Genomic DNA, 24,722 nt, shown 5'->3' with positions numbered 1-24,722 from the left:
CAAAATCAAATAGGAGTTGCATGCTTCGATTTATCGTTTTTAAGGGCTTGGGACTTGTTGTTGAGTTAGAGCGGGAATTATGCCGTTTTAGAAGATATGAGAACAGAACTAATGGTAACCGTCGGTAACATGAATGGGGGTACGGTGTATGGAGCGTAAGCTGCGCAAGGTTTGGTGGTTTGTCCTTTTTGTGCTGGTGGTTTTAGCCATCTGGAAGCTGTTTTTGCCTCATGGCACAAATGCCTATTTGCAAAAATCTGCTGCCAACCGCGAAATTATAGTTTACGTTGCCGGAGCCGTTGAAACCCCGGGGCTTGTTCATTTAGCGCCGGATGCACGTTTGGATGATGCTTTGAAACAGGTTCATCTTTTGCCGGAGGCTAATTTGGAGAGTATGAATCCGGCAGAACGGCTCAAGGATGGGCAGAAGATTACGGTGCATTATAAGAATCTTTCTGCTTCGTTAAACGGAGGTGTCGGAAATTCCTCGACGGGAGGCAGTACGGAAAACGGTAGTGTGACGAAGGGGGCGGGTGAGGTTTCCGGAAGTGGTGGTGCGGTGAGCGCCGGGGGGATGAGTACGGGGAAGGTTAGTGCGGGGTCTGCTGAGGGTAAGATAAATATTAATACGGCCGGGGTTACTGAGCTGGACAAGCTGCCTGGTGTGGGACCGGCCTTGGCAGGGAGGATTGTTCAGTATCGGACGGAGCATGGGCTCTTTTCCCAGCCGGAAGATCTGCAGAATGTTTCGGGTATTGGTGCGAAGACCTATGAAAAAATGGCTGCGCAAGTAACGGTAGGGCCATGAGAGATCACTGGGTTGGACGTTCGGCTGCTCTATTAGGCGGGGGGCTTTGCGCTGCTTTGACGCCTGAGTCTCTGCGCTTTTGGATGTTTGGTGTTCTCTGCTTATTGGGGCTGCGCTTGGTCTTTTTTTGGCGGCCCCGTGATTTTTTGGGCAAAGTTTATCGGCCGGAGTTCTTGCTGTTGGCTGTTACTCTTTTGTTGGGTTATATGTATGGGGCTTTGGCTGATAGAATGCTTTTGGAGCCGCTGACTTTAAATAGGGTTGAAATCACCGGGACTCTCAGGGATTGGGATGTGGGGAGTGATAAGAGCGTCGGGGTACTCTTGGTTGAAAGGGCTGTGGCGAACGGTGAGCTAAGGGAAGAGCTGGGAGGTCAGTCTTATCGCTTAGTTGTCTATGCGGATAAAGAGGGGAAAGTAGCTGGACAATGGCAAAGGGTTCAGCCGGGAGATCGGGTTGAATTTTTTGGCCGTTTGGAGAGACCGAAGCCGGTAGGTACACCGGGTGGTTTTGATTTGCGCTTGTACAATGCGGTCAGGGGGCTTAGCGGAACGTTGACAGCGCAGGGGGATGCTAAGCTGGTTGCTCTTGGAGAGCCGTCTTTGACTTGGAAAATACGCCAAAACGTTCATAGACGGCTAGAATCATGGGATCCTCAGGAAACTGGAGTTCTCGAGGGGATTTTCTTTGGTGATTCCAGTCATATTCCGTCTGAAATCCAAGAGCGTTATAAGGTGACTGGTGTTCTGCATGTTTTTGCCGCCTCGGGATCAAATGTTGCTTTTGTCATGGGATTGGCTTGGCTGGTTTTGGGTTTCCTGCCGAAACGGCTGCGGATTATTGGGTCAATTCTGGCTCTGATTCTTTATGGTGCTTTATGCGGGGGAAATGCTCCCATTATCCGGGCAACTGTCTTAGGAGTTGCTGTTCTTTTAGGACGTTTTGGCCGGGGACGGGTGGCAGCTCTTCGCTGGTTGTTTTTTAGCGGGGTTGGGTTATTTATCCTTAATCCTTTGCTGATTCGGGATCTTGGCTTTCAGCTGTCTTTTAGTGCGGCCTGGGGGTTGGCCGTTCTTGTGCCCAGGTTTTTGCAAACAGCTTGCTTGCAACGGGTTCCTGCTTTATTGCGAACGGTTTTGGCAAGCACCATAGGGGCTCAAGTGGCTACGCTGCCTCTGCTCATTGCGGCTTTTCACCGTTTGTCTCTCATTGGGTTCCTGGCCAATGTGCTGATTCTTTTTCTGCTAGGGAGTGTGCTGGAGATAGGCTTGATTGGAGTTATTGCCTCATTCTCCTGGCGTCTGTGTGCTCCGTTTTTCCAGGTTAGTCTCTGGCTTTTGGGCGGGGCGAACGAGGTTTTGAAGGTACTGGCCGGCGTTCCTTGGGCAGATGTCTGGATTGTTAGTCCGGGACCGCTTTTTGGCTTGGTCTGGTACGGAACTATTGGTGTTCTTCTCTGGGGAAAGGAGCGGACGTTTTTTAGTTTTAATGTCGGGTTGCTCCTTTTGAAACGACGACTGGAAGCGGCCGCACCAAAGCTTATGACGTTGCGATGCGCTGAAATTAGTCATGGATTAAGGGCTTTGCGTGAAGGTATTTCTCAAAGCGGTTTAGCAGTTAAAAGACAACGTTTATATTTTTGGAGTTTTAGCGGTCTTTTGCTCATGTTCGTTCTGCTTTGGAGTCCTTGGAATTTTTCAAAGGAGTTGGAAGTGGATTTGATTGATGTAGGACAAGGCGATTCTATCTTAATTCGAACTCCTGAAAAACATGCCCTCTTAATTGATGCCGGTCCGCGCAGTCAGAGTTTTGATACTGGGGAGCGGATCGTTTTGCCCTATTTACTGCAAAGGGGAATCGGTCATTTAGATGCTGTATTGATTACTCATGAAGATCAGGATCACATCGGGGGAATTCGAGCCGTCTTAAATGTGATTCCTACTGATTGGATTGGGGTACCCAACGTGGGAGAGCGTTTAGAGAATGAAGAATGGGAAGGGGGACTTCCTGCAGGTTTGACTGACCATTCCCCAGCATTGAAGACATTACAAAGGGGAGATCGTATTGAGTTGGATTCCGGAGCTTTCTTGGAGGTTTTTGGCCCCCAAGAAGTGCTTGCTAACACTCATTCGGATCCCAACAATAATTCTTTGGTGATGATGCTCAATTATTCAGGACAGAAGGTATTTTTAACTGGGGATATGGAGCAAGAAGAAATGGAAGAGATCGCAGCTGCGGGAGAGACTTTTGAAGCAGACGTTTTCAAGGAGCCTCACCATGGAAGCCGTTTTTCTCTGGACAAACCCTGGCTTGATAGGCTCCATCCAAGTGCTGTGATTATTTCAGTTGGTAAAAATACTTTTGGCCATCCGGCTCCTGAGGTTTTGCAGTACTGGGATGATCGTCATATTCCGGTATATCGCACGGATGAGCAGGGTACGTTAAAAGTTATATTTAAGGCAGGAACGATAGAAATTATTCCTGGCAGACAAGCATCGTGAAAAAAGTTCTCCTGAGCCAGACTTTTATGTATAAAAAGGAAATATTGGGTAAGAATAACAAGGAACATCTCTTTTCTCCTCCTCTTTCTTTTGCCCCTTCGCGATCATGAGTCGTGGAGGGCTTTTTTTCGTACAAGTCTGAGGAGTAAAATCTGGCTTTTTTTTGAGGTCTCGATTAAAATGAGCAAAGGGGGGGTGGATTTCATGAAAGAAATTGAGCAAGTTAAGGCGAGTGTTGCAAAGGGTAAGATTCCACCCGTTTGTTTATGGTATGGTGAAGACCGTTTTTTAATGCAAGAGGCCTATGATGTTCTTAAGTCCTTCTATCTTCAGACAGATCCTTCCGGGAGCGGGATCGAGCGTGTTTCGGCGAAGACTGTTGCTCCTGGTGATATTTGTGAAGCGGCTAATTCTATGTCTTTTTTTGCCAATCGTTTAGTTGTGGTTGAAGAAGTTACTTATTTTCAAGACGGACAGACTGCTGATCTCGAGCCTTTGCTGGGCTATCTCACGAATCCTAATCCTTCGACTTGTCTTCTGTTTCTGGCGGAAAATGTCCATAAAGGGAGGAAGCTTTATAAGGCTCTCGACCGAGCCGGGGAAATTCTGGAGTTTCGCTCTCCCAAACGACCGCAGGAATGGATTGAATGGCTTCAAGATGAAGTAAAACTTCGCGGAAAAACAATGAGTCGTCAGACCGTTTCTCAATTTATTGAATGGGCCGGGCACAATACGGGTGTCCTAAGCCGAGAATTAGATAAACTTGAGATTTATACGGGAGATCGGAAGACGATCACAGTAGACGACTTTAAAGCAGTGACGACCCAAACCATTGAGGCGAGTGTCTTTCAACTTCTTGATGCGGTGGCGAAGCGCTCCGTCAAGGAGGCAATTATGGCCTTGCATGAAGTTCTGCGCAAGGAACATCCACTGAAGGTGCTAACATTGCTGGTTCGTCAAGTACGGCTGCTCTTAGGCTGTAATGCTTTACGAGAACGGGGCGGAAGTGTTTCTGAGGCTCCTTCTTCTTTGGGGATTTCACCCTTTGAAGCTCAAAAGTTATGGCAGCAATCCCTTCATCTCTCGACGGAGAAATTAACCCGAGGGCTGCAAGAATGTTTGAAGACAGATCTGGCCCTTAAAACAAGCGGCGGGGATTCAGGGCTTTTATTGGAAGTCATGATTGTGAAATTTTGCGAGTAAAAAATGCAAATTATTTTTCGAGGCGAAAAAAACGCAAAAAGAAAGCGACGATTAATCGTCGCTCTCTTTTTGTGTCATCGTAAGAAATATAAACTTAACCTACTTTAGAAAATTGGGTTTTGAATCTCTTAGTCAGACGGGACTTTTTGCGAGCTGCCAGGTTCTTATGAATTAAACCCTTGGAGGAGGCTTTATCCAAAGCACGAGTAGCCTTTTTCAAAGCGAGTGCTGCAGTCTCAGAATCTGTGCTGATTGACTCTTCAAAACGTCGAATGGTCGTACGTAAAGCTGATTTCGCAGCAGCATTCTTAATCATGCGAGCTTTTCCCAACTCGACTCTTTTGATGGCAGATTTAATGTTTGGCACTAATAGTCACCCCCTTTGGTTGCGATATCCTCAGTTGTACACAAACTACATTTTAACATTTTGATTTATAATTATCAAGGTAAATTAGGATGAGAATGGAATAAATAAATTTCTTGTTTTTTGTTAAAACTAGTTTCGTAGTTTAAAATTGCTTTTAAAAAAGCGAGAAAATAAATAAGGAGGGGTCTATCAATGATAGGTATGATCGTAAGGTTTATCGTATCTGCTTTGGTTTTGTTATTAGTAAGCTATATTGTTCCCGGCTTGCGAGTCGCCGGTTTCACAGGTGCCCTAATTGCAGCGGTGGTGATTGCTGTTATAGGGTATTTGGTTGAATTGGCCTTTGGGAACAAGGTTTCACGGATGGGACGAGGTTCTATTGGCTTTATAACTGCAGCTGTAGTTATTTATTTGAGCCAGTTTATCGTTCCCGGTTCCATTTCAGTTTCCATTATTGGGGCTCTGTTAGCTTCCCTGGTTATTGGAATTGTGGATAGTTTTGTACCGACAACACTCCGTTAATTATTTGGGGCTAACAAGACGATAAACGTCTAAACAGAATTACTTTTTAGTTCTACTTAAGACTTGTCCCTCATATTTCTTCAATAGGAGAAAGGGGGACAAGTTCTTTGTTGCGGGAAAATTATTATCATTATAATCATTACAATAATAAAAAAGTAAAGGTCTGGAAATTTAAAGAATGGATTAGAGGATTGTTTTTTGGCCTGGTTAGCTGCCTCGTCCTGCTAAGCTTTATATATTCCATTAAAAATGAAAGTTCGGTACAATTTGTCCAATTTTTAACACAGCAATCCTTTCCTTTTGAGGCGATCATGTTGGAAGGAATTCCGGGCTACTCTCAACCGCAGCGTGCACGCTTAGATGAGGTTAGGAGTCAGAGTTTAGCAACAGGAATGTATTTATTGACAGGTGTTAATGTTGCCGATCCTCGCACATTTTTTCTTAGTTATTTTTCTCCGCCCCCTGAAGGGCCGACTTGGTTGGGGTGGGCTTATAATCCTAAAGATCCGGAGTTTGAGGGACCAATACTGGAACCTATTGAAAGTCCTCCTAAAGTGAATAATAATGCGGCTGCGACTCCTGCGCCGCCGGTCTCCGGAGCCAAGGACGTTCTTGTAGGAATTTACAATACGCATAATAGTGAATGTTATTCCGGAGATGGAGGTCCCGACCGCAGGCAAGGAGAAAATGGAGACGTTGTTACGGTAGGAGAGACTTTGAAAAAGGCCTTAGAGCAACATGGCATTGGAGCGGCTCATTCTTTAACCATCCATGATGGAGAAAATTTTATGACGGCATATTCCCGCTCTGTTAATACGGCAGCGAAACTACTTAAAGATTATCCAACCATTAAAATCTTAATAGACCTTCATCGGGATGGCTTCCCGCCGGGGGTGTCCAAAGAGACAGTCAGCGTTAATGGTAAAGACGTCAGTCCGGCAATGGTTGTTATTGGCAAGAAAAATCCCCATTGGCAAATCAATGATGCTTTGGCTAAAGAACTTATTGCTTTAGGGAATAAGAAATATCCCGGGCTTTTCATAGGTAATATTAGTTACGCTGACGATGCTCGCTACAATCAACACCTTTCCAACGGCGGCATATTGCTGGAATTTGGAAGCCAGCTCAACACTTTAGATGAAGCCAACGGCACAGCTGAAGCCGTCGCTGATATTTTGGCGGATTATCTTAAGGGAGCGACTAAAGGATAACTTAAAGGATACGAAGGAAGAATCACTCTAGCTTTTATCGAACTGTTAACTCACATGCCGCAAGCGGAAGCACGCGCTTTCACTCGAGGCCCAAGAAGGGTTAGTTCGAGCGAAGACAGTGTCTTCGTTCTCTACATCTGTGCAACTAACTGCCGTTTTCTTTATCCCCTGAAAAATGCTATAATGCGGAAGGTAAGACTAGGATGATGGGGAGAAGAGGTTAGAGATGTCATCAACGAACCGTACACTTTTAAAAGCCGCCGGATTTTTAATGGCAGCGCAAATGGCTTCGCGACTCCTAGGTTTTTTGCGGGAAACGTTAATTGCAGGGTTTTTTGGGCAGAGTCGAGTTACGGATGCCTATAATACGGCGTTTATTCTCCCTGACTTGCTCTATTGGTTATTGGTAGGCGGGGTTTTGAGTGCTGCTTTTATTCCTGTTTTCTCCGAATATATTGCTCAAGGAAACGAAGATGAGGGCTGGCGTGTCGTCAGCTCTGTTGTGAATATCATTTTTCTTGTTCTTGGGGTATTCGTCTTGTTTGGGCTTTTTTTCACACCGGAGTTCTTAAAGCTTATGGTTCCGGGGTTTCAAGCCAAAGATATTGCGATGACAACCCACTTAACGCGAATTTTGCTGATGCAGCCTTTGTTTATGGCTTTTAGCGGCTTGACGATGGGCGTTCTGAATTCTTATAAAATCTTTTGGCCCTCGGCCTTAGGCACAGTTTTTTACAATGCCAGTGTTATATTTTTTGGAACAATCTTGGCGAACCCAGCGAAACCAGAAAGTATTTCCGGGTTTGCCGTAGGGGTAGTTGTCGGTGCTTTGGTCAATTTTGCGATCCAGATTCCCGCCCTGCGTAAAGTAGGGGTACGTTATCACCCTATTATTGATTGGCATCATCCCGGTGTGCGCCGGATTGCTGCCTTGGCTGTGCCGATTATTTTGAGTTATTCCTTAAATCAAATTCAGATTGCTGTGAATAATAACTTTGGCTCAACTCTTTTTCCGGGAAGTATTTCCGCTATTTGGTATTCGTCCCGTCTCTTCCAAATGCCCGTTGGCATCTTTGCTTTAGCAATTGCAGTGGCCGCTTTCCCAACGATGACAGAGCAAGCAGCGTTAAAGCAATGGGACAGTCTGCGTGAAACGATTTCCCGGACGATCCGCATGGTGGTTTTTATTACCCTTCCGGTTTCCGTAGGCATGATTGTTCTGCGCTTTCCTCTCATACGAGCACTCTTTCAACACGGGCATTTTACGGCTGAGGATACAGCGCGGACAACAGTCCCGCTGCTTTATTTCTGTTTAGGAATTTCGGCTCAGTCTGTGATTCAGATTTTGCCCCGGGCTTTCTATGCGCTGCAGGATACATGGACACCGGTGATTTTGGGCCTGATTTCCATGGCCATTGATATTTTATGCATGTTTTTGCTGGTTCATCCTCTCGCTGCTGGAGGACTTGCTCTGGCCGATACGGTCTCAGCTGTTGTCAATATGTTGTTGCTGTTCTATGTCCTGCGTAAGAAATTGGGCAAAATGGATGGGAGAAGTATGCTGATAACCGGCTTAAAGACGCTGTTTTCTTCTCTGCTTATGGCCTTTGTTATTTGGATTTGGAGCCAGTGGACAACGCGGTTTTTGGGGATAAAAACTATTTCTTCGCTGATTGTCTTGATTTCCGGCACGGTTCTGGGGGCTGTAGTCTTTGGCATTTCGGCAAAGCTCTTGAAAATGGAGGAGTTTGAGCAGACCGTTGGCTTACTGCAGCGGAGGTTTAAGAGAGCCCATTAAGGCTATGATTTGTTTTAGTGAACGAAACTTTTAGTAAATCAATGGATTTAAACGCTGCCATTATGAAATGCTCGTTAAATATCGCTATTTCCTCAAAAATAGATACATATCAGTTGTGACAAAAACCTGATTCTTAGGTATGATATCTATTATTAGTTAACGAATAGGCAATGGAGCCGTCGAGATATCTTAATGATATCTGGCGGCTTTTTTTGTCGTTAAAGGGAGAGGGCATGTTCTGTGAAAGTTAAAACGAAGCCTTCCTTGGAACGTTCCGCGATCCTTTTAGCTATGACTGAAACGAGAGAGGAAGAAGAAAGGCTCAAGAAAGCTCTTCAGGAATCTACAGGTATTCGCTGCGGGGTGACTGAACTTGGAGGAACGGTCTCGACCCTGCAGCATACGGGGAAACTGACTAATTCAGTGATCTCGGCCGCTTTTAACACAGGAGTAATTCCCAAAGAAGGCCGTAAAATTCACGCTCTGATCCATGCAACGCTGGAAGCCAGCAACAGTATTTTTATTCATACGAACAGCAATGCCAGTTTTGCCCTGAAAATCGGTTTAACAACAGATACGGAGTGGATTGCGGTAGCAATTTTCGGCCGCTCGTCTTTACACCCTCTATTGGAACATTCCCGTGTGGGTTTGGGATTTATGCATCTTTGATTTTAAGAGGGTTTCCTGTTCAGTAAGAATTGACTTTAGAGTTTGAGAATGTATTAAAGATGGGTTCAAACTGGGGAAACTGAAATCTTATGACTGAGTCTGTTTAAAAATCCTGAGTGTAAGAGTATGTAAAATGTGTAGTTGTCTAAAATGTTTGGTTTTCTAAAAATGTATTGAGTTGTGTAACAGTGTAGCAGAGAAACAGTGAAACAGTGATTTTGCCCAGAGACTATTGGGATAATTGAATAACCGGGCACCAAATCAAGGAATGGTTTGGAGCGGTAAAGTGTTTTAGAGAGCCCTTAATTTTAAGAATTAGGGCTCTCTTTGTCTTTTTCTAAAGACTTATCTCAAGGATATTTGTTTACATCACAATTCCAAGGGTGTTAGCCGCGGAAGATTCGTTGCAGGAGGTGATGCGATTGATCGTTTACCTAAGTCTCAGCGGACTTAAGCAAGAAAATCACGGAAGCCAAAACTTGAAGGAGGATGATTTCTATGAAAATGATTAGAGCAATTGTCAGGCCGGATAAAACGGAGGAGGTCGCTGAGTCCCTGGCTCAGGCAGGGATGCCTTCCTTAACGAAAATGCATGTCTTTGGGCGCGGCAGAACGAAAGGAATCCGAATTGGCGACGTTGTTTACGATGAGTTTCCCAAGACGCTTCTGTTGTTAGTGATCGAAGATTACAAACTGGAAGAGGCCATTTCCATTATCCTGGAAAAAGCAAAAACGGGAACCATGGGGGATGGAAAAATTTTTGTGACGGAAGTGGAAGAGGCTTATACCGTAAGTTCTGGAACAAAGGGGTTGTAATTTATGAAAGAAATTATGACATTTATACGGCGGCATCAAGTTCCCGCCACTAAGAAAGTCTTCGAAGATGCCGGATTTCCCGCCCTTACCATTCAAAGCGTCGAGGGCCGCGGCAAACAAGGTGGAATTGGAGGATGGGCCGCTGAGATTGATCCGGAATTGAATAATGTGATTGATCAGGTACACCCGGATGAGTCCCAATTCCACTGGATTCCCAAACGGCTGTTAACCATCGTGGTACAGGATGATCAGGTTCAGGAGGTTGTGGATTTAATTATTAAAGCAAACCAGACGGGGCATATGGGAGACGGAAAAATCTTCGTCTGTCCGCTGAAAGAAGTTGTGCGGGTGCGTACCGGAGAAACCGGAAGCGAAGCGGTGGTTTAAGTATTAAGCGTTCAGTTCTGGGGTCAAGAGTCGAGCGTTAAGAGGTAAAGTCAAAAATCAAGAGTCAAAAATCAAGAGTCAAGAGTCAAGAGTTAAGAGTTAAGAGTTTAAATCAAGTAGTCATTAGAGAAGGGTGAAAAATAACGGTTAGGATAAAAGGTGCAAATTTCCTGTTGGAAGGTTAGAGATAAAGGAGATGTATTGTCATGAGGCAAATTGCAATTTACGGAAAAGGTGGTATCGGCAAATCAACGACCACCCAAAATACAGTGGTCGCTCTGGCTGAAATGGGAAGAAAAGTCACAGTCGTGGGTTGTGACCCTAAAGCGGATTCCACGCGCTTGATTCTCAACAGCAAGGCTCAAACGACAGTGATGGATTTGGCCCGTGAGCGGGGGACTGTGGAAGATTTGGAACTGGAAGATGTTTTAGTTGAAGGTTTTTTAGGTATTCGCTGTTCGGAATCAGGGGGGCCGGAACCAGGGGTAGGCTGCGCAGGCCGAGGGGTTATCACGGCGATTAACTTCCTGGAGGAAAACGGAGCCTATACCGCGGATACCGATTATGTTTTTTATGATGTTTTAGGGGACGTTGTTTGCGGCGGGTTTGCTATGCCGATCCGTGAAAATAAGGCAAAGGAGATTTATATTGTAACTTCCGGCGAGATGATGGCGATGTATGCAGCCAACAATATTTCGAAGGGGATTCTCAAATATGCCCTGACCGGAACGGTGCGTTTGGGTGGTTTGATCTGCAACAGCCGTGTTGTGGACAAAGAACAGGAATTGATTGAGGCCTTGGCTAAAGCGTTAAATACCCAAATGATTCACTTTATGCCCCGGGATAATGAGGTTCAGCGGGCTGAAGTGCGCAAACAAACAGTAATTCAATATAATCCCAGCCATCCTCAGGCAGATCAATATCGGGAATTGGCCAGAAAAATCGAGAATAATACAGAGCTGACCATCCCGACTCCGCTCAGCATGGATGAATTAGAAGCCTTAATGATGGAATTCGGCATTATGGAAATGTAATAACGGGCAGCGATGGAAATAAGGGAGGACAGCCTTATGAGCGTATTAGAGACAACGGATTTCCGGAAACAGGTTGTGGAGGAAGTATTGGAGGTTTATCCGGAGAAGGCCCAAAAGAATCGGAGAAAACATATCACCGTCAAAGAAAATAATGAGTGTTCCAGCTGTGCTGTTAAATCGAACGCCAAAACAGTTCCTGGGCTGATGACTGCCCGGGGGTGCGCCTATGCAGGAGCCAAGGGAGTTGTTTGGGGGCCGGTAAAAGACATTACCCATATTTCCCACGGGCCCGTGGGGTGCGGATTTTACTCTTGGGCTAACCGCAGGAATCTGGCGGAAGGTGAGATCGGCGTTGACAACTTTGTTCCTTTTTTATTCACCACAGACTTTCAGGAGAGCGATATTATCTACGGCGGCGACAAAAAGCTGGAGAAAGTTATTGAAGAGGTTGTGGAGCTATTTCCCAATACCAAAGGGGTTTCTGTCCTCTCGGAATGTCCTGTAGGGCTGATCGGTGATGACATTGAGAGCGTGGCGCGGCGCATGACTGAGAAGCTGAAGATGCCGGTCATTCCCGTTCGCTGTGAGGGATTTAGGGGCATCAGTCAGTCGCTGGGTCATCATATTGCCAATGACGCCATCCGCGATCATCTCATTGGCAAAGGTCCGAAACGAGACGTCGGTCCCTACGATGTCGGGATTATCGGGGATTACAATATCGGCGGCGATGCTTGGGCCAGTAAAAAAATTCTGGAAGAAATCGGCTTAAACGTTGTTAATATCTGGACCGGGGATTCTACTGTGGAAATGCTGCAAAACGGGCATCTTGTCAAGCTGAATTTAATTCACTGTTATCGCAGTATGAATTATATGGCCCGTCACATGGAGGAAACTTACGGCACTCCCTGGCTGGAGTTCAACTTCTTCGGCCCGACGAAGATCAGAGAATCGGTTCTTAAAATTGCTGCCATGTTTGATGACTACATTATGGAAAAGGCTCATGCCGTTCTGGAAAAGTATGAAGCAGAGATGCAGAAGGTTGTCGAGACTTATCGCCCGCGTTTGGAAGGGAAAAAGGTCATGCTATATGTAGGAGGGCTTCGCCCCAGACACGTGGTAGGAGCCTATGAGGACTTGGGCATGGAGGTTATCGGGACGGGCTACGAATTCGCCCACGGCGAAGATTATGACAAAACTATGGCCAATATTAAAGACGGGACCCTCATTTATGATGATGTGACAGCCTATGAGCTTGAAGAATTTGTTAATAGACTTAAGCCTGATCTCGTTGGATCAGGGATCAAAGAGAAATATGTTTTTGAGAAGATGGGTCTGCCTTTCCGGCAAATGCATTCCTGGGATTATTCAGGGCCTTATCATGGTTACCAAGGGTTTCCCATTTTCGCCCGGGATATGGATATGGCCATTAACAGCCCTACCTGGAAATCAATTAAAGCTCCTTGGGCTAAATAAGTTGGGCAGAAAGGATGTCGCATATGGAGACTTGTACTAAGGTCACAAAAGATTGGCTTAATACGATGGAATATCGGGAAAAGAATTTTGCCCGTGAAAAATTGGTGATTAATCCGGCTAAAGCCTGCCAACCCCTCGGTGCCCTGCTTTGTTCCCTGGGAATTGAAGGATGTCTGCCTTTTGTTCATGGTTCTCAAGGATGTGCCGCTTATTTCCGCAGCACCTTGGCCCGGCATTTCCGGGAGCCGGTAGCAGCGGTATCTGATTCCATGACTGAGGACTCGGCTGTTTTTGGCGGACAGAATAACTTTCATGAAGGTTTGAAGAATGCATATACCGTTTACAAGCCCCAACTGATCGCGGTTTTCACCAGCTGTATGGCTGAAGTTATTGGCGATGATATTAAGGCTTATTTAGGGAATGCCAAAAAGCAAGGTTCAATTCCCAAAGAATTTCCCGTTGCTTTGGCCAACACCCCAAGCTTTAAGGGGTCGCACATTATGGGGTATGACTCCATGCTTAAAGGTCTTATTGATTGTTTGGGTGAGCCGAGAGAGGAGGATAAACTTAACGATAGGCTCTATGTTGTCCCTGGATTTGATACCTATCCTTCGAATCTTCGGGAATATAAGCGCTATCTCAAAAGCATGGGTGCTCCCTTCACCCTTATCCCCGATTACAGCGAGGTCTTAGATTCCCCGAATTTAGGCACCTATGAGCTCTTCCCCGGAGGAACCCCCATACAGGAAATGAAGGAATCCTTAAATGCCAAGAGTTATTTATGTTTACAGTCTTATTCCACTCCGGCGACCAGTAAGTACTTGGAAGGTAAAGGAGTCCCCGTCGAAACGATTCCCATGCCTATCGGTGTTGGGGGAACGGACAGATTCATTGAAGCCATCGCCAAGTTCACGGGCCAGGATGTTCCCGAGGAAATTACCCGTGAGCGAGGGCGTGCTGTCGATGCTATGACAGATGCTCATCAATATATTCATGGCAAGAAGTTTGCTCTCTTTGGTGATCCGGATATTCTGATCGGAATCGTCTCCTTCCTCTTGGAAATGGGCGGAGAGCCTGTTCATATCGTTTGCACCAACTCCACCCCCGCCTTTAAAAAGGCGATGGAGAAGCTGCTTGCTTCCAGTCCCTATGGTCAAGGCGCGACACTCTATCCCGGCAAAGATCTCTGGCACCTGCGGTCTTTGTTGGTGACGGAACCGGTTGACATGTTGATCGGCGACGGCCACGGCAAATATGCAGCCCGCGATGCTGATATTCCCTTAATTCGCATCGGCCTGCCCATTTATGACCGGGTGAATCTCCACCGCTATCCGATCATTGGTTATAACGGAGTTATTAATCTGATTACCATGATTGCCAACACCTTTCTGGAGGAAAAGGACAGGAATTCCACAGATACTTATTTTGAATTAATGCGTTAGATGCGTTGAGAACGGAGGGGTCATTCATGTTTACCAATCTATCAAAATTGGACCTCAAAGATAAACCTTCCCTGGCGGAGGCCGGTTCGCCGAAATTGTGCATGAAGGCCCTGCCCGGTGAAGGCGCAGAGCGGAGTTGTGCTTATGATGGAGCCAGAGTTGTGCTGATGCCCATTACCGATGTTGCACATCTTGTGCACGGTCCCATTGCCTGTGCTGGGAACTCATGGGATAACCGGGGAGCTCGCTCCTCCGGTTCCCAGCTCTACCGCCGAGGGCTGACCACTGATCTCCTGGAAAACGATGTGATTTACGGCGGAGAGTTGAAGCTGAAAGAAGCTATCTTGGAAATTGCTGCCAAGCATCAGCCGAAAGCAATCTTTGTCTACGCAACCTGTGTTTCTGCCCTGATCGGCGATGATATGAGCAAAATTTGTGCCGAGGCTGAGGCAGAACTGCCGATTCCCGTCATTCCTGTCAACGCTCCGGGCTTTTTGGGTGATAAGAATATCGGGAATCGCATTGCCGGCGAAGTTTTGTTTGAACGGGTTATCGGCACCGGCGATGTTTCGGCGGAGAAAATTCCCTTGTCCATTAATCTGATTGGCGAATATAACATCGCCGGGGACCTTTGGGGAATCCTGCCTGACCTAAAAAACCTGGGGATTACACTGCAAACGGCAATTACGGGAGACGCCAGGTTTGATGATCTGCGCTTGGCCCACCGAGCCTGCCTGAATGTCCTGATTTGTTCCAAAAGCCTGACCAACTTGGTGCGGAAAATGGAAATTCGCTATGGGATACCATTCATTGAAGGCTCTTTTTACGGAATTCATGATACTTCCGCAACTCTGATTGCTATCGCTAAAGCCCTTAAGGACCCTGACTTATTAACGAGAACTCAGGCTTATGTGCAGAAGCGGGAAAAGGAAACGCGGGCCATCATTGCTCAACATAAAAAGCGCTTGGAGAATAAACAGGCTATTTTGTTTACTGGAGGGGTTAAGACCTGGTCGATGGTTTCCACCTTGGCGGAATTAGGGATCAATATTCTGGCAGGAGGGACGCAAAACTCCACTCCGGAGGATTTTCAACGGATGAAAGAACTTATGGATCCCACGGCTCAGATTATCGAAGACACCAGTTCAGCTGGATTTTTAAAGATTATTGCCGAGAAGAAGCCGGATTTGATTGTTGCCGGAGGCAAGACAAAGTATTTGGCTCATAAAACGCGAACGCCCTTTCTCGATATTAACCATGGCCGAAAACTTCCTTATGCCGGTTATGAGGGAATGGTTACCTTTGCAGAGTCTTTAACACGAACTGTCTTCAGTCCGGTTTGGGGGTATTTAAGAGCAGAATTTCCCCCGGTGGGAGGGTAGGAGCATGATGAATGCAAGATCGTATCAGGGTAATCCTCAAAAAAATAGTCCTGCCTTGGGAGCGACCTTGGCTTTTCTCGGAGTGAATGGACTTTTAGCCTTACTCCATGGTTCGCAGGGATGTTCTTCCTTTATCCGTCTGCAGCTGTCCCGCCATTTTAGAGAACCGATTCCCTTGAATTCCACCGCTCTTTTAGAAGATTCGGCGATTTTTGGCGGTTGGGAATATCTCAAAAAAGGGATTGCCGTAGCAGCCGATAAGTACAAACCGCAAATTATCGGGGTAATGAGTACCGGTCTGACGGAAACCTTTGGCGATGATATGGTGAGTGCACTGTCCAGTCTTCGCTCGGAACGGACGGACTTACTGGATCTGCCGGTTGTTTTAGCCAGTACTCCGGATTATATCGGCTCTATGCAAGAAGGCTATCAGCGGACGGTGGAGTCGCTCTTGACCACCTTGGCCGTTAATTCCGAAATTGAGGAAGTTTCCGGCAGCCTCGAGGCTGAAGGAGATGGCAAGGCCAGAGGTCAAGCTGAATCCCTCCCTGCTGTTGTCTTACTGCCTGGATGTCATTTAACGCCGGGGGATGTGGATGAACTAAAAGAGATTGTCAGCTTATTCGGTTTTCAGGCGATTACGATTCCTGACTTGTCGATCTCCCTGGACGGGCATGCTGAGCTGGAAGCAGCTCCTCTGGTACAGGGCGGGACATTGCTGGAAGATTTCCGGCGTTTGGCCAAGTGCAGTGCTTGTTTTTCCTTTGGCTTAAGTATGGAAAAAGCCGGAGAATTTTTAAAACGCACTTATGGAATTTCCCACACCAACTTTCCCTCCCTGACCGGCCTGGCGGCAACGGACTCCTTTATTTTGACTCTGGCGCGGCTAACAGGTAAACCGATCCCCGAAAAACTTCTGCGCCAAAGAGCCCGGTTGTTGGATACACTGGTTGATTTTCATGATCAATTAGGCAAGCTCAGAGTTGCTGCTGCCCTGGAAATGGATCTTTTGTATAGTTTGGCGTCCTGCCTGGCTGAGGTGGGTGCGGAAATCACCTTGGCTTTAGCGGCCTCCCAAGCGGGAATTCACAGGCTTTCACTGCCTGTTCCCATTGAAGTAGGAGACTTAGAGGCCCTCGAAGAGGGAGCTAAGGCCAGTACGTTGATCATTGCTAATTCCAATGGCCGTCAAGCTGCAGATATGCTGAAGAAACCCCATTTAAGAGCAGGATTGCCGGTGTTTGACCGGGTTGGTTATCCGCAAAAACGCTGGATCGGTTATGAAGGAACTCAACAGTTTCTCTTTGATGCGTTAAACTCACAAAATTAGGAGGAACTAAATTAATTATGCGGGGAGGTATTGGAATGTTAATAGCTTTTGCCAGCAGTAACGGAGAAGCCATAGATTCGCACTTTGCTTCTTCGCCAGCCTTTGAAGTCTATGAGTTCGGAGGCAAAAGCCGGGGCTTTGTCCATTCTGCGCAAGTTCATATGGAAAAGGCTGCCGGCGGCGAAGATGCGGAGGATAAAGTTGATGCTCGGATCAAGCAGTTAAAAGAATGCGCCATTATCTATTGCACTCAGATTGGCGGACCGGCCGCCGCCCGCCTCGTTCAGAGCGGTATTCATCCCTTGAAGGTGCCGGAAGGGACAAAAATTTACGACGAGTTGGGTAAACTGGTGCAATTGTTTAATTCCGGCAAACTGCCGCCTTGGTTAAGAAAGAAACTGGCTCAGGGAAAGAGGGGAACTAACATTGATTGACTGCAAGACATTTGGGGGATTTTCCTGGACCCCTTTATATGTAGAAACCATCGATAAGGACAAATGCTTTGGCTGTGGGAGATGTGTTAAATTGTGTGTGCAAAAGTGTTTGGGACTGGAAAGCTTCGAGGATGATGAGGGGACAGAACGCCATGTTGCTGTCATTGTCAGCAAGGATCAGTGCATTGGCTGTCAGTCCTGCGGCAGTGTCTGTGTCCGGAAAGCCCATACCTTTAAAGCAAAATCCGCCTGAGTTAAGAAGCATAATAAGCCTTTCGTCCGTAAAACAGTACTTCAGACAATAAATATCAGGTATCTCCCATTGGATGACATTGATGTAAAGAGCATTTATTTATACATTCAACGGTTTTGAGTTTCAGAGAAACTCATGAAGCATGTAGATAACCGTGATAGGAGGGATTAAGATGCAAATTGAATGTCTGCAAAGAAATCAAACCAGTTCTCGCTTAGATTTAGGACACCCTTGTTTTGCCACTCACGGACATGGCAAAACAGGACGTATTCATCTTGCCGTGGCGCCGGGGTGTAATATCTCCTGCAATTATTGCGTCCGTAAATTCGATTGTGCTAATGAATCCCGGCCGGGAGTAACCAGTAAGGTGCAAACACCTGAAGAAGCTTTGGAAACTGTCCGTAAGGCGAAGGGTTCGGAGATGGGACCGAAGTATAGGGTCGTGGGAATTGCCGGTCCCGGCGAACCTTTAGCCAACAGTGCAACCTTTGCGACCTTCCGAGGGGTAAAACGGGAATTTCCGGACATGATTCTATGTTTAAGCAGCAATGGACTGCTCTTGCCGGAAAAAATTGATGAGTTAACAGAGATTGGAGTATCCCACATCACGATTACGATTAATACCCTTGATGAGGACGTGGGAGCTAAGATTTACAGTTATGTACGCTGGAAAGGGAAAACTCTCATTGGGCCCAGGGGAGCAAGGGTTCTGCTTGAAAATCAACTTTTAGGTCTGCAAATGGCAGCTCAGGCCGGTATGACGGTAAAGATCAACACAGTGATTATCCCGGGGATTAATGATAAGCTGCTCTACAGCTTAGCTCAAGAAATTAAAAAGCGAGGTGCCCACATTCATAATATCGTTCCTTTGATCCCTCAGGCCAAACTGTCTCATATCAAAGCTCCCTCCAAAGAAATGATCGCCGGCTGCCGGAGCAGTATGAACGGAATTCTTCCGCAAATGCAGCATTGTCAGCAATGTCGTGCGGACGCTATTGGTATACTTTAAGAACGAAAAGGGGTGCTAGCTATGGAAAGGATTATGTTATGTGATACGACCTTAAGGGATGGTGAGCAAGCACCTGGCGTCGCCTTAGGGTTCCGGGAGAAGGAAATGATTGCCCGGGCTTTGGCAGATGCCGGCATCGACGAACTGGAAGTAGGAGTTCCGGCGGTTGGGGACTCGGAAATTAAGACGATTTCCCAGCTGGCAGCTTTGCATTTACCGGTTCGTCTCATAACCTGGAACCGAGCTGTGCTGACAGACCTGCAAGCAAGTTATCGTACGGGGGTTGAAGGAGTCGCTATCTCTATCCCTGCTTCAGAACAGCAGATCCGCAACAAATTGAGAAAAGATCGGGCTTGGGTTCTCGAACAAATGGGACAATGCATTTTAAATGCCAAAAAAGAAGTCGACTATATTGTTTTGGGTTTGGAAGATGCCAGTCGAGCAGATTTTATCTTCCTGGCGGAAATTTTGGCCGAAGCAGAACGACTGGGCGTCAATCGCGTGCGCTTTGCCGATACCATCGGTATTTTAGAGCCCTTAAAAGTATTTTTTACCCTCCAAGACCTGGGCAGGATGTCCGGCATTCCTTTGGAATTTCATGCACATAACGACCTGGGCATGGCCACGGCGAACTCTCTTGCAGCTGTTCAGGCAGGCTTTAAGGCTTTGAGTGTAACGGTAGGGGGATTGGGCGAGCGGGCAGGAAATGCACCTTTGGAAGAAGTGGCAGTTGCTCTGAGGTACATCCTGTCTGAGGAGACAGGCATTGATTTGAAGTGCTTAAATACGCTTGGTTCCTTGGTAAGTCTGGCAACGGGCCGGCCAATTCCCAGAGCGAAACCGATCATCGGGCACGATGTCTTTACGCATACCTCGTCAATTCATATCGACGGTCTCAAAAAGGATTTTCACAACTATCAAACCTTTCCTCCCGAAACGGTGGGCAGACAACACACGACGTCCTTCGGCAAATACTCCGGCCGCAAGAGTATCCTGCGCTTGTTGAAGACTAAAGGGATAGAACTTGATCAGGAAACCATTGATAAGCTTCTGGCCAAAATTTTGCGGCGTGCCTGCGAAATTAAGAGGGTCTTGAGAGAAGATGATATTATGGAAATTGTCGTGAGCTCATGTTAGATGGGAAATCAAAGACTAAGGCCTTCTTTGCTGCAGCTAGCTCAAAGAAGGCCTTTAGTGTAATCCGGAGTAGTAAGATTCATGACAGAATGGAAGTGGACAGATTATGACAGATCGGAGTCCCCGCTATAGGATAAGAAGGGCAAATCAAGGGGATATCGGAGGGATGACCAATCTTCTCAAACTCTTATTTTCCCTGGAAAGCGATTTTTTCTTTGATGAGTTGACGCAGCAGCGGGGATTGCAGATGATGCTCGCTGATACTAAGGAACGTTGCCTCATGGTGGCAGAATCGCAGCAGCAAATCATAGGAATGTGCACGGCCCAGATGTTGGTTTCGACAGCCGAGGGCGGAAGCGTGGCCATGATTGAAGATGTAGTTGTTGAGGAAGCCTGGAGAGGGCAGGGCTTGGGAAAAGAATTGTTGTCGTCGATAGAAGCCTGGGCCCTGGAGAGAGGCGCTGCCCGATTACAGCTCTTAGCGGATCGCAATAACACCCAGGCTTTGGCTTTTTATCAGGCACTGAATTGGAAAACTACAGAGATGATATGTCTGCGGAAAGGGGGAAAATTATCTTAAAGGAATCTCTAATTTTTTTAGTTTTTTATAAAGGGAATTACGGGAAATCCCCATTTCTTTGGCGGTATGGCTGATATTGCCCTGACATGTTAACAGTTTGTTGATTATTTCCTGCCGCTCGTTCCTGGCTAAGAGCTTTTTAATGGAGAGTTTATCCTGGTCATTGGTTAATGTATTCACCTTATTTAACTCATTTAACCTCTTGGCGGAATCTGAGAAACGTTCCCTTTCCGGTTGTGAAGCAGATGGATCGGGCAAGAGAATTTCATCCGGAAGGTGTTGCGGGCGTATACCTTGTCCTTGAGCTAAATTCACCATTCTCTCGATAACATTTTGCAATTCGCGAACATTTCCCGGCCAATGATATTGACTTAAATAGGTGACAACCCGCGAATCAACAGGCAGGAGATCTACGCCCAGCTTGGTGCATATTTCTTTATAAAATGCTCTGAATAATAAAGGGATGTCTTCCCTCCGTTCCCGCAAAGGAGGAAGGGAGATATTGAGGACATTAAGGCGAAAGAAAAGATCCTGCCGGAAATTTCCTTTTCTGACTTCTTCGCGGAGATTCTTATTTGTAGCACAGATGATGCGGACATCCATCAGCACCGATTGATAACCGCCAATTCTCATGACACGCTTATCTTGCAGGACCCTGAGGAGGGCGACTTGTTGTTCCAGGGGCATATCGCCGATTTCATCCAAAAAGAGGGTTCCCCCTGCGGCCAGCTCGAATTTGCCAGGCCTGCCGCCGGACTTGGCTCCGGTAAAAGCACCGCCTTCATAACCAAAAAGCTCGCTGCCAATCAATTCCCTCGGGATAGCACCGCAGTTGATGGGCACGAAGGGTCCGTTCCTGCGGCTGCTGGAATTATGGATCGCCTGAGCGAATACTTCTTTGCCTGTGCCGCTTTCTCCTTGGATCAGGACATGGCTTTTGCTTGCGGCGGCAATTTTGGCTAATTCGATGCCCTTTTGGAGCTCTTTGTTCACGCCAATGATGGCTGAAAATTCAAAGGCTGCCGGTGCTCCGTTGCCGCGATTTGCGCAATGTTTGTTTTGGGGAATTGGGTTGATAAATAAAACGCCTCCCGAGAGGTCTCCCTTATCATCTCTAATCGGTTTTCCGGAAGAAAGACAATTGGTGCTGCCCTTGGGAGTATAGGTTGTAATTTCGGAACTCTTAAAGGATTTTCCCTCTGCCAGCATCTCTTGTATAAGCGCTGACTTGCCGAGGTACTTCGTGATGGGGTTTCCTTTGATTTCTGCTTCAGGTTGGTGAAGGATGGTTTCGGCTATCGGATTTATTTGTTCTATCAGTCCTCCCTTATTGAGAACGATGATTCCTTCGGAAACAGTTAGAATTACATTCTTCAAGCGATTATTGAGCAAACTTAAATCTCTATTTTTAAGGTGCACGCGGATTTGAATTTTAAAGGCTTCCACAGCAGCTACGACCATGCCTAGGGTGTGTTCATGAGTTTTCCAGTTAGGTCCGGACATTTGTAATACGCCCATGATTTTTCCCTGAGAATCCAAAATGGGAGCGGCGGAACAAGTCCAGAAATGAACTTTTTGACAATAATGTTCTGCGCCGGAGATCTGGACAGGTTTCTGAGTTGCCAGGGCTGTACCAATACCGTTTGTGCCGACTTCTTCTTCAACCCAGCTGGCCCCTTGTCTTAAATTGAGCTGTGTAGCGATGTCCATTGTTTCGCGGTCCCCGATGACCTCCAGGATATAGCCGTGTTCGTCGGAGAGCATGACAATGAAACCTGATCCGGCGACAAACCGGTAGAGGTTGGCCATAAAAAGTCTGGCGATATGCAGCAGGCTTCTTTTTTTTGCCCGTAAATCCTTCAACTGCTTCTGGTCTAAAAGCAGTTGACTGACACCGTTGTGGTAAGGGTTAACGCTGGCTGCAGAACAGCGCTGCCATGAGGCGGCCACTTCCGCACGCACAATACCGTCATCGATGGCGGAATTTGAGACAAATTTAGTCCATGCCCGGGTAATTTCCGGAGCGGTATCTTTGGTCATACGTAAGCCTTCCTTCTTGGGAAAGGATAATCGTTTTCTAACATCCTATTATCATAGAATCCAGACAATTACTTTGACTAAGCTCAACATTTCTCTGAGGAAATTTCTGTTGTAGGTCATGTTTTAAATGCCGATGCACCTCCTTTAGCTAGTCAGCCCGAAAAATCGAGGAGTGTTTACGGATTGTCACCCTGTTATTTACACAATAGTATGACAAATGGGTGACAAAGGGGCGACATGGGTAACTAACCTGTCGCTTTCACCGCAGGCTGACAAGTGCGAAGACAGTGTCTTCGCGTGTTGGCTAAGTTATCTTACTTATATCGTAGTCATTTGGCATAGAAAATGCAATCTAAGTATTTGGAAAATTTGTGAATATCAAATAGCGGGAGGTGATTGTTAAGTTTTGGATAGAAAATTGAGACAATGAGAGAAAATCCGTGAATTCTGAAATTATTATTAAAGAGGAGTGGGATTTTGATGAAAAATATTGCCGATCAGGAGTACAAACTTTATATCGATGGTCAATGGGTTGAATCTCAAGATGGGAAACGCTTCAAATCTATTTGCCCTGCCAATGGTGAAGTTTTGGCCACATGTGCTGATGCCGGCAAGGACGATGTCGATAAAGCGGTTAGGGCAGCCTGGAAGGCATGGGAGACGTGGAAAGATATCAGCCCTCAGGATCGAGCCGCTATGTTATTGAAAATCGCCGATTTAATTGACCAAAACGCTGAGCGACTGGCCATGATTGAAACTCTCGATAACGGCAAGCCGATCCGGGAAACCTCGGGAATCGACGTTCCTCTCTCTTCAGATCATTTTCGCTATTTTGCTTCTGCCATCCGGACTGAAGAGGGCGAAGCAGTGATGATTGACAAAAATACCATGAGTCTTATTCTCAGAGAGCCTATCGGTGTCGTCGGACAGATTATCCCCTGGAATTTCCCCCTGCTCATGGGGGCCTGGAAAATTGCTCCTGTCTTAGCCGCCGGCTGCTGTACCGTTATTAAGCCGTCAAGCAGTACTTCTTTGAGTCTCTTAGAACTGGCTAAGATTTTTGATCAGGTTCTTCCTCCCGGAGTGGTGAATGTGATTACGGGCCGAGGTTCAGGAGCCGGCAATTATATGTTGGAGAATCAGGGCTTCCGCAAACTGGCCTTTACCGGTTCCACTGAGGTTGGTTATACGATTGCTGATGCTGCGGCCAAAAAGCTAATTCCCTCCACGTTGGAATTGGGCGGAAAGTCTGCCAATATCTACTTCCCCGATTGTCCCTGGGAGAAAGCCATCGAAGGCTTGCAGATCGGCATCTTATTTAATCAGGGTCAAGTATGCTGCGCCGGTTCCCGTGTTTTCGTCCATGAAGATATTTATGACAAGTTTGTCGCCGAAGCCATCACGGCCTTTAATAAGGTGAAGGTTGGTTTGCCTTGGGAAAAGGATACTCAATTAGGTTCCTTGATCTATGAATCCCATTTGCAGGACGTCTTAAACTATATTGAGATTGGCAAGCAGGAAGGGGCTAAAGTTGCCTGCGGCGGCTACAGAATTGAAGACAAGGGCTTGGATAAAGGGTGCTTTATGGCTCCGACGCTTCTCGTTGATGTTAACAATAAGATGCGGGTTGCTCAGGAGGAAATCTTCGGCCCTGTTGCCGTGGTGATTAAATTTAAGACTGAAGAAGAAGTCATTGCCATGGCTAATGACAGCGAGTTCGGTCTGGGCGGAGCGGTATGGACCAGAGACATCAATCGGGCCTTCCGCGTGGCCAACAGTATCCAGACCGGCCGTATGTGGATTAACAACTATAACAACCTGCCTGCCCATGCGCCCTTTGGCGGTTACAAAAAGTCCGGCATCGGCCGTGAAACTCATAAAGTGATCCTTGATCATTACACTCAGATGAAAAATATCTTTATGAGTCTGAGTGAAGACAAAGTCGGGCTTTATTAGACAATGGGGAGCGACCTGACAGAACAAGGGGACTTTCCAAAAGGGTAGCCAATATTCAAAGCGCGGTCGTGTGCTAAACTATGTGGTTGAAAAATTTAAGCGTTGTACTTGCAGAGTAATGGGTTCCATAATTAGGTGCAAAATCGAAGGCCACAGAAAAATGTCTGATAACTCTAATAAATTAGGGGCTAAATGCGTAAAATTCACATTAGTCCCTAATGCTTTGTTTGTGGGGAAATACTCAGGTGCCTCGGGGGTAATTTTTTACGCTGCGGTAGAAGGCGATGCGCTAGTAAATTGTAAGGAAATTGTATTAAGTATAAAATTCTCTACTGTCTTGTGCAATTTGCTTAAGGCATAGTATAATGAC

At 46.5% G+C, this 24,722-nt stretch carries 22 protein-coding genes; 20 read left to right on the top strand and 2 right to left on the bottom strand.

Annotation, left to right across the window (positions count from 1 at the left end):
- Positions 1–148: 148 nt before the first annotated feature.
- From B5Y67_RS23460 to holA, 3 genes are all read left to right on the top strand, one after another.
- Positions 149–808 carry a ComEA family DNA-binding protein gene (locus B5Y67_RS23460; RefSeq protein WP_088228795.1) on the top strand — a complete coding sequence of 220 codons (660 nt, stop codon included), beginning with the start codon at positions 149–151 and terminating at the stop codon, positions 806–808.
- Positions 805–3,309, top strand: a complete 2,505-nt coding sequence (locus tag B5Y67_RS23455; protein WP_088228794.1) for a DNA internalization-related competence protein ComEC/Rec2 — start codon at positions 805–807, stop codon at positions 3,307–3,309. The genes B5Y67_RS23460 and B5Y67_RS23455 overlap by 4 nt, the downstream gene beginning before the upstream one ends.
- A gap of 204 nt (positions 3,310–3,513) precedes the next feature.
- On the top strand, positions 3,514–4,512 hold the full coding sequence (gene holA, locus B5Y67_RS23450; protein ID WP_088228793.1) for a DNA polymerase III subunit delta: 999 nt from the start codon (positions 3,514–3,516) through the stop codon (positions 4,510–4,512).
- A 94-nt stretch (positions 4,513–4,606) separates the two neighbouring features.
- Here holA and rpsT read toward each other — a convergent pair whose 3' ends face one another.
- Entirely contained in the window at positions 4,607–4,879 is a 273-nt protein-coding gene (gene rpsT, locus B5Y67_RS23445; RefSeq protein ID WP_088228792.1) for a 30S ribosomal protein S20, read from the bottom strand.
- Positions 4,880–5,071: 192 nt separating this feature from the next.
- Here rpsT and B5Y67_RS23440 point away from each other — a divergent pair, with 192 nt between their 5' ends.
- From B5Y67_RS23440 to B5Y67_RS23365, 16 genes are all read left to right on the top strand, one after another.
- Positions 5,072–5,401 (top strand): phage holin family protein, encoded by a 330-nt coding sequence (locus B5Y67_RS23440; protein WP_088228791.1) that lies wholly within the window; start codon positions 5,072–5,074, stop codon positions 5,399–5,401.
- A gap of 107 nt (positions 5,402–5,508) precedes the next feature.
- Positions 5,509–6,612: a stage II sporulation protein P gene (locus B5Y67_RS23435; protein WP_088228790.1), complete on the top strand. Its 1,104-nt coding sequence runs from the start codon at positions 5,509–5,511 to the stop codon at positions 6,610–6,612.
- A 226-nt stretch (positions 6,613–6,838) separates the two neighbouring features.
- Positions 6,839–8,410: a murein biosynthesis integral membrane protein MurJ gene (gene murJ, locus B5Y67_RS23430; protein ID WP_088228789.1), complete on the top strand. Its 1,572-nt coding sequence runs from the start codon at positions 6,839–6,841 to the stop codon at positions 8,408–8,410.
- Between the two features lie 240 nt (positions 8,411–8,650).
- The gene (locus tag B5Y67_RS23425) at positions 8,651–9,079 is read left to right on the top strand and encodes a HutP family protein (RefSeq protein WP_088228788.1); all 429 of its coding nucleotides are present in this window, start codon (positions 8,651–8,653) and stop codon (positions 9,077–9,079) included.
- Between the two features lie 498 nt (positions 9,080–9,577).
- A complete protein-coding gene (locus tag B5Y67_RS23420) occupies positions 9,578–9,895 on the top strand; it encodes a P-II family nitrogen regulator (protein ID WP_088228787.1) in 318 nt (105 codons plus the stop codon).
- A gap of 3 nt (positions 9,896–9,898) precedes the next feature.
- The gene (locus B5Y67_RS23415) at positions 9,899–10,282 is read left to right on the top strand and encodes a P-II family nitrogen regulator (RefSeq protein WP_088228786.1); all 384 of its coding nucleotides are present in this window, start codon (positions 9,899–9,901) and stop codon (positions 10,280–10,282) included.
- A gap of 206 nt (positions 10,283–10,488) precedes the next feature.
- The gene (gene nifH, locus B5Y67_RS23410) at positions 10,489–11,316 is read left to right on the top strand and encodes a nitrogenase iron protein (protein WP_088228785.1); all 828 of its coding nucleotides are present in this window, start codon (positions 10,489–10,491) and stop codon (positions 11,314–11,316) included.
- A 36-nt stretch (positions 11,317–11,352) separates the two neighbouring features.
- A complete protein-coding gene (gene nifD, locus B5Y67_RS23405; RefSeq protein WP_170932788.1) occupies positions 11,353–12,789 on the top strand; it encodes a nitrogenase molybdenum-iron protein alpha chain in 1,437 nt (478 codons plus the stop codon).
- 14 nt (positions 12,790–12,803) lie between these two features.
- Entirely contained in the window at positions 12,804–14,231 is a 1,428-nt protein-coding gene (gene nifK / locus B5Y67_RS23400) for a nitrogenase molybdenum-iron protein subunit beta (RefSeq protein WP_088228783.1), read from the top strand.
- Positions 14,232–14,257: 26 nt separating this feature from the next.
- Positions 14,258–15,613: a nitrogenase iron-molybdenum cofactor biosynthesis protein NifE gene (gene nifE / locus B5Y67_RS23395; RefSeq protein ID WP_088228782.1), complete on the top strand. Its 1,356-nt coding sequence runs from the start codon at positions 14,258–14,260 to the stop codon at positions 15,611–15,613.
- Between the two features lie 4 nt (positions 15,614–15,617).
- Complete coding sequence (gene nifN / locus B5Y67_RS23390) at positions 15,618–16,943, top strand: nitrogenase iron-molybdenum cofactor biosynthesis protein NifN (protein ID WP_088228781.1); 1,326 nt, start codon at positions 15,618–15,620, stop codon at positions 16,941–16,943.
- Positions 16,944–16,978: 35 nt separating this feature from the next.
- Complete coding sequence (locus tag B5Y67_RS23385) at positions 16,979–17,377, top strand: NifB/NifX family molybdenum-iron cluster-binding protein (protein ID WP_088229063.1); 399 nt, start codon at positions 16,979–16,981, stop codon at positions 17,375–17,377.
- On the top strand, positions 17,370–17,630 hold the full coding sequence (locus B5Y67_RS23380; protein ID WP_088228780.1) for a 4Fe-4S dicluster domain-containing protein: 261 nt from the start codon (positions 17,370–17,372) through the stop codon (positions 17,628–17,630). The genes B5Y67_RS23385 and B5Y67_RS23380 overlap by 8 nt, the downstream gene beginning before the upstream one ends.
- A gap of 172 nt (positions 17,631–17,802) precedes the next feature.
- Positions 17,803–18,639: a radical SAM protein gene (locus B5Y67_RS23375; RefSeq protein WP_088228779.1), complete on the top strand. Its 837-nt coding sequence runs from the start codon at positions 17,803–17,805 to the stop codon at positions 18,637–18,639.
- Positions 18,640–18,660: 21 nt separating this feature from the next.
- Positions 18,661–19,776 (top strand): citramalate synthase, encoded by a 1,116-nt coding sequence (locus B5Y67_RS23370; protein WP_088228778.1) that lies wholly within the window; start codon positions 18,661–18,663, stop codon positions 19,774–19,776.
- Positions 19,777–19,882: 106 nt separating this feature from the next.
- The gene (locus B5Y67_RS23365) at positions 19,883–20,356 is read left to right on the top strand and encodes a GNAT family N-acetyltransferase (protein WP_088228777.1); all 474 of its coding nucleotides are present in this window, start codon (positions 19,883–19,885) and stop codon (positions 20,354–20,356) included.
- Here B5Y67_RS23365 and B5Y67_RS23360 read toward each other — a convergent pair.
- On the bottom strand, positions 20,348–22,396 hold the full coding sequence (locus B5Y67_RS23360; protein WP_088228776.1) for a sigma-54-dependent Fis family transcriptional regulator: 2,049 nt from the start codon (positions 22,394–22,396) through the stop codon (positions 20,348–20,350). The genes B5Y67_RS23365 and B5Y67_RS23360 overlap by 9 nt on opposite strands.
- Positions 22,397–22,876: 480 nt before the next feature.
- On the opposite strand from B5Y67_RS23360, the gene B5Y67_RS23355 reads away from it, so the two are divergent.
- Positions 22,877–24,352 carry an aldehyde dehydrogenase family protein gene (locus B5Y67_RS23355; protein WP_088228775.1) on the top strand — a complete coding sequence of 492 codons (1,476 nt, stop codon included), beginning with the start codon at positions 22,877–22,879 and terminating at the stop codon, positions 24,350–24,352.
- The last annotated feature ends 370 nt before the right edge of the window (positions 24,353–24,722 follow it).

This window comes from Desulfosporosinus sp. FKB, assembly GCF_002196705.1.
GTDB lineage: Bacteria > Bacillota > Desulfitobacteriia > Desulfitobacteriales > Desulfitobacteriaceae > Desulfosporosinus.
This window is presented reverse-complemented; position numbering and strand designations above follow the sequence as displayed.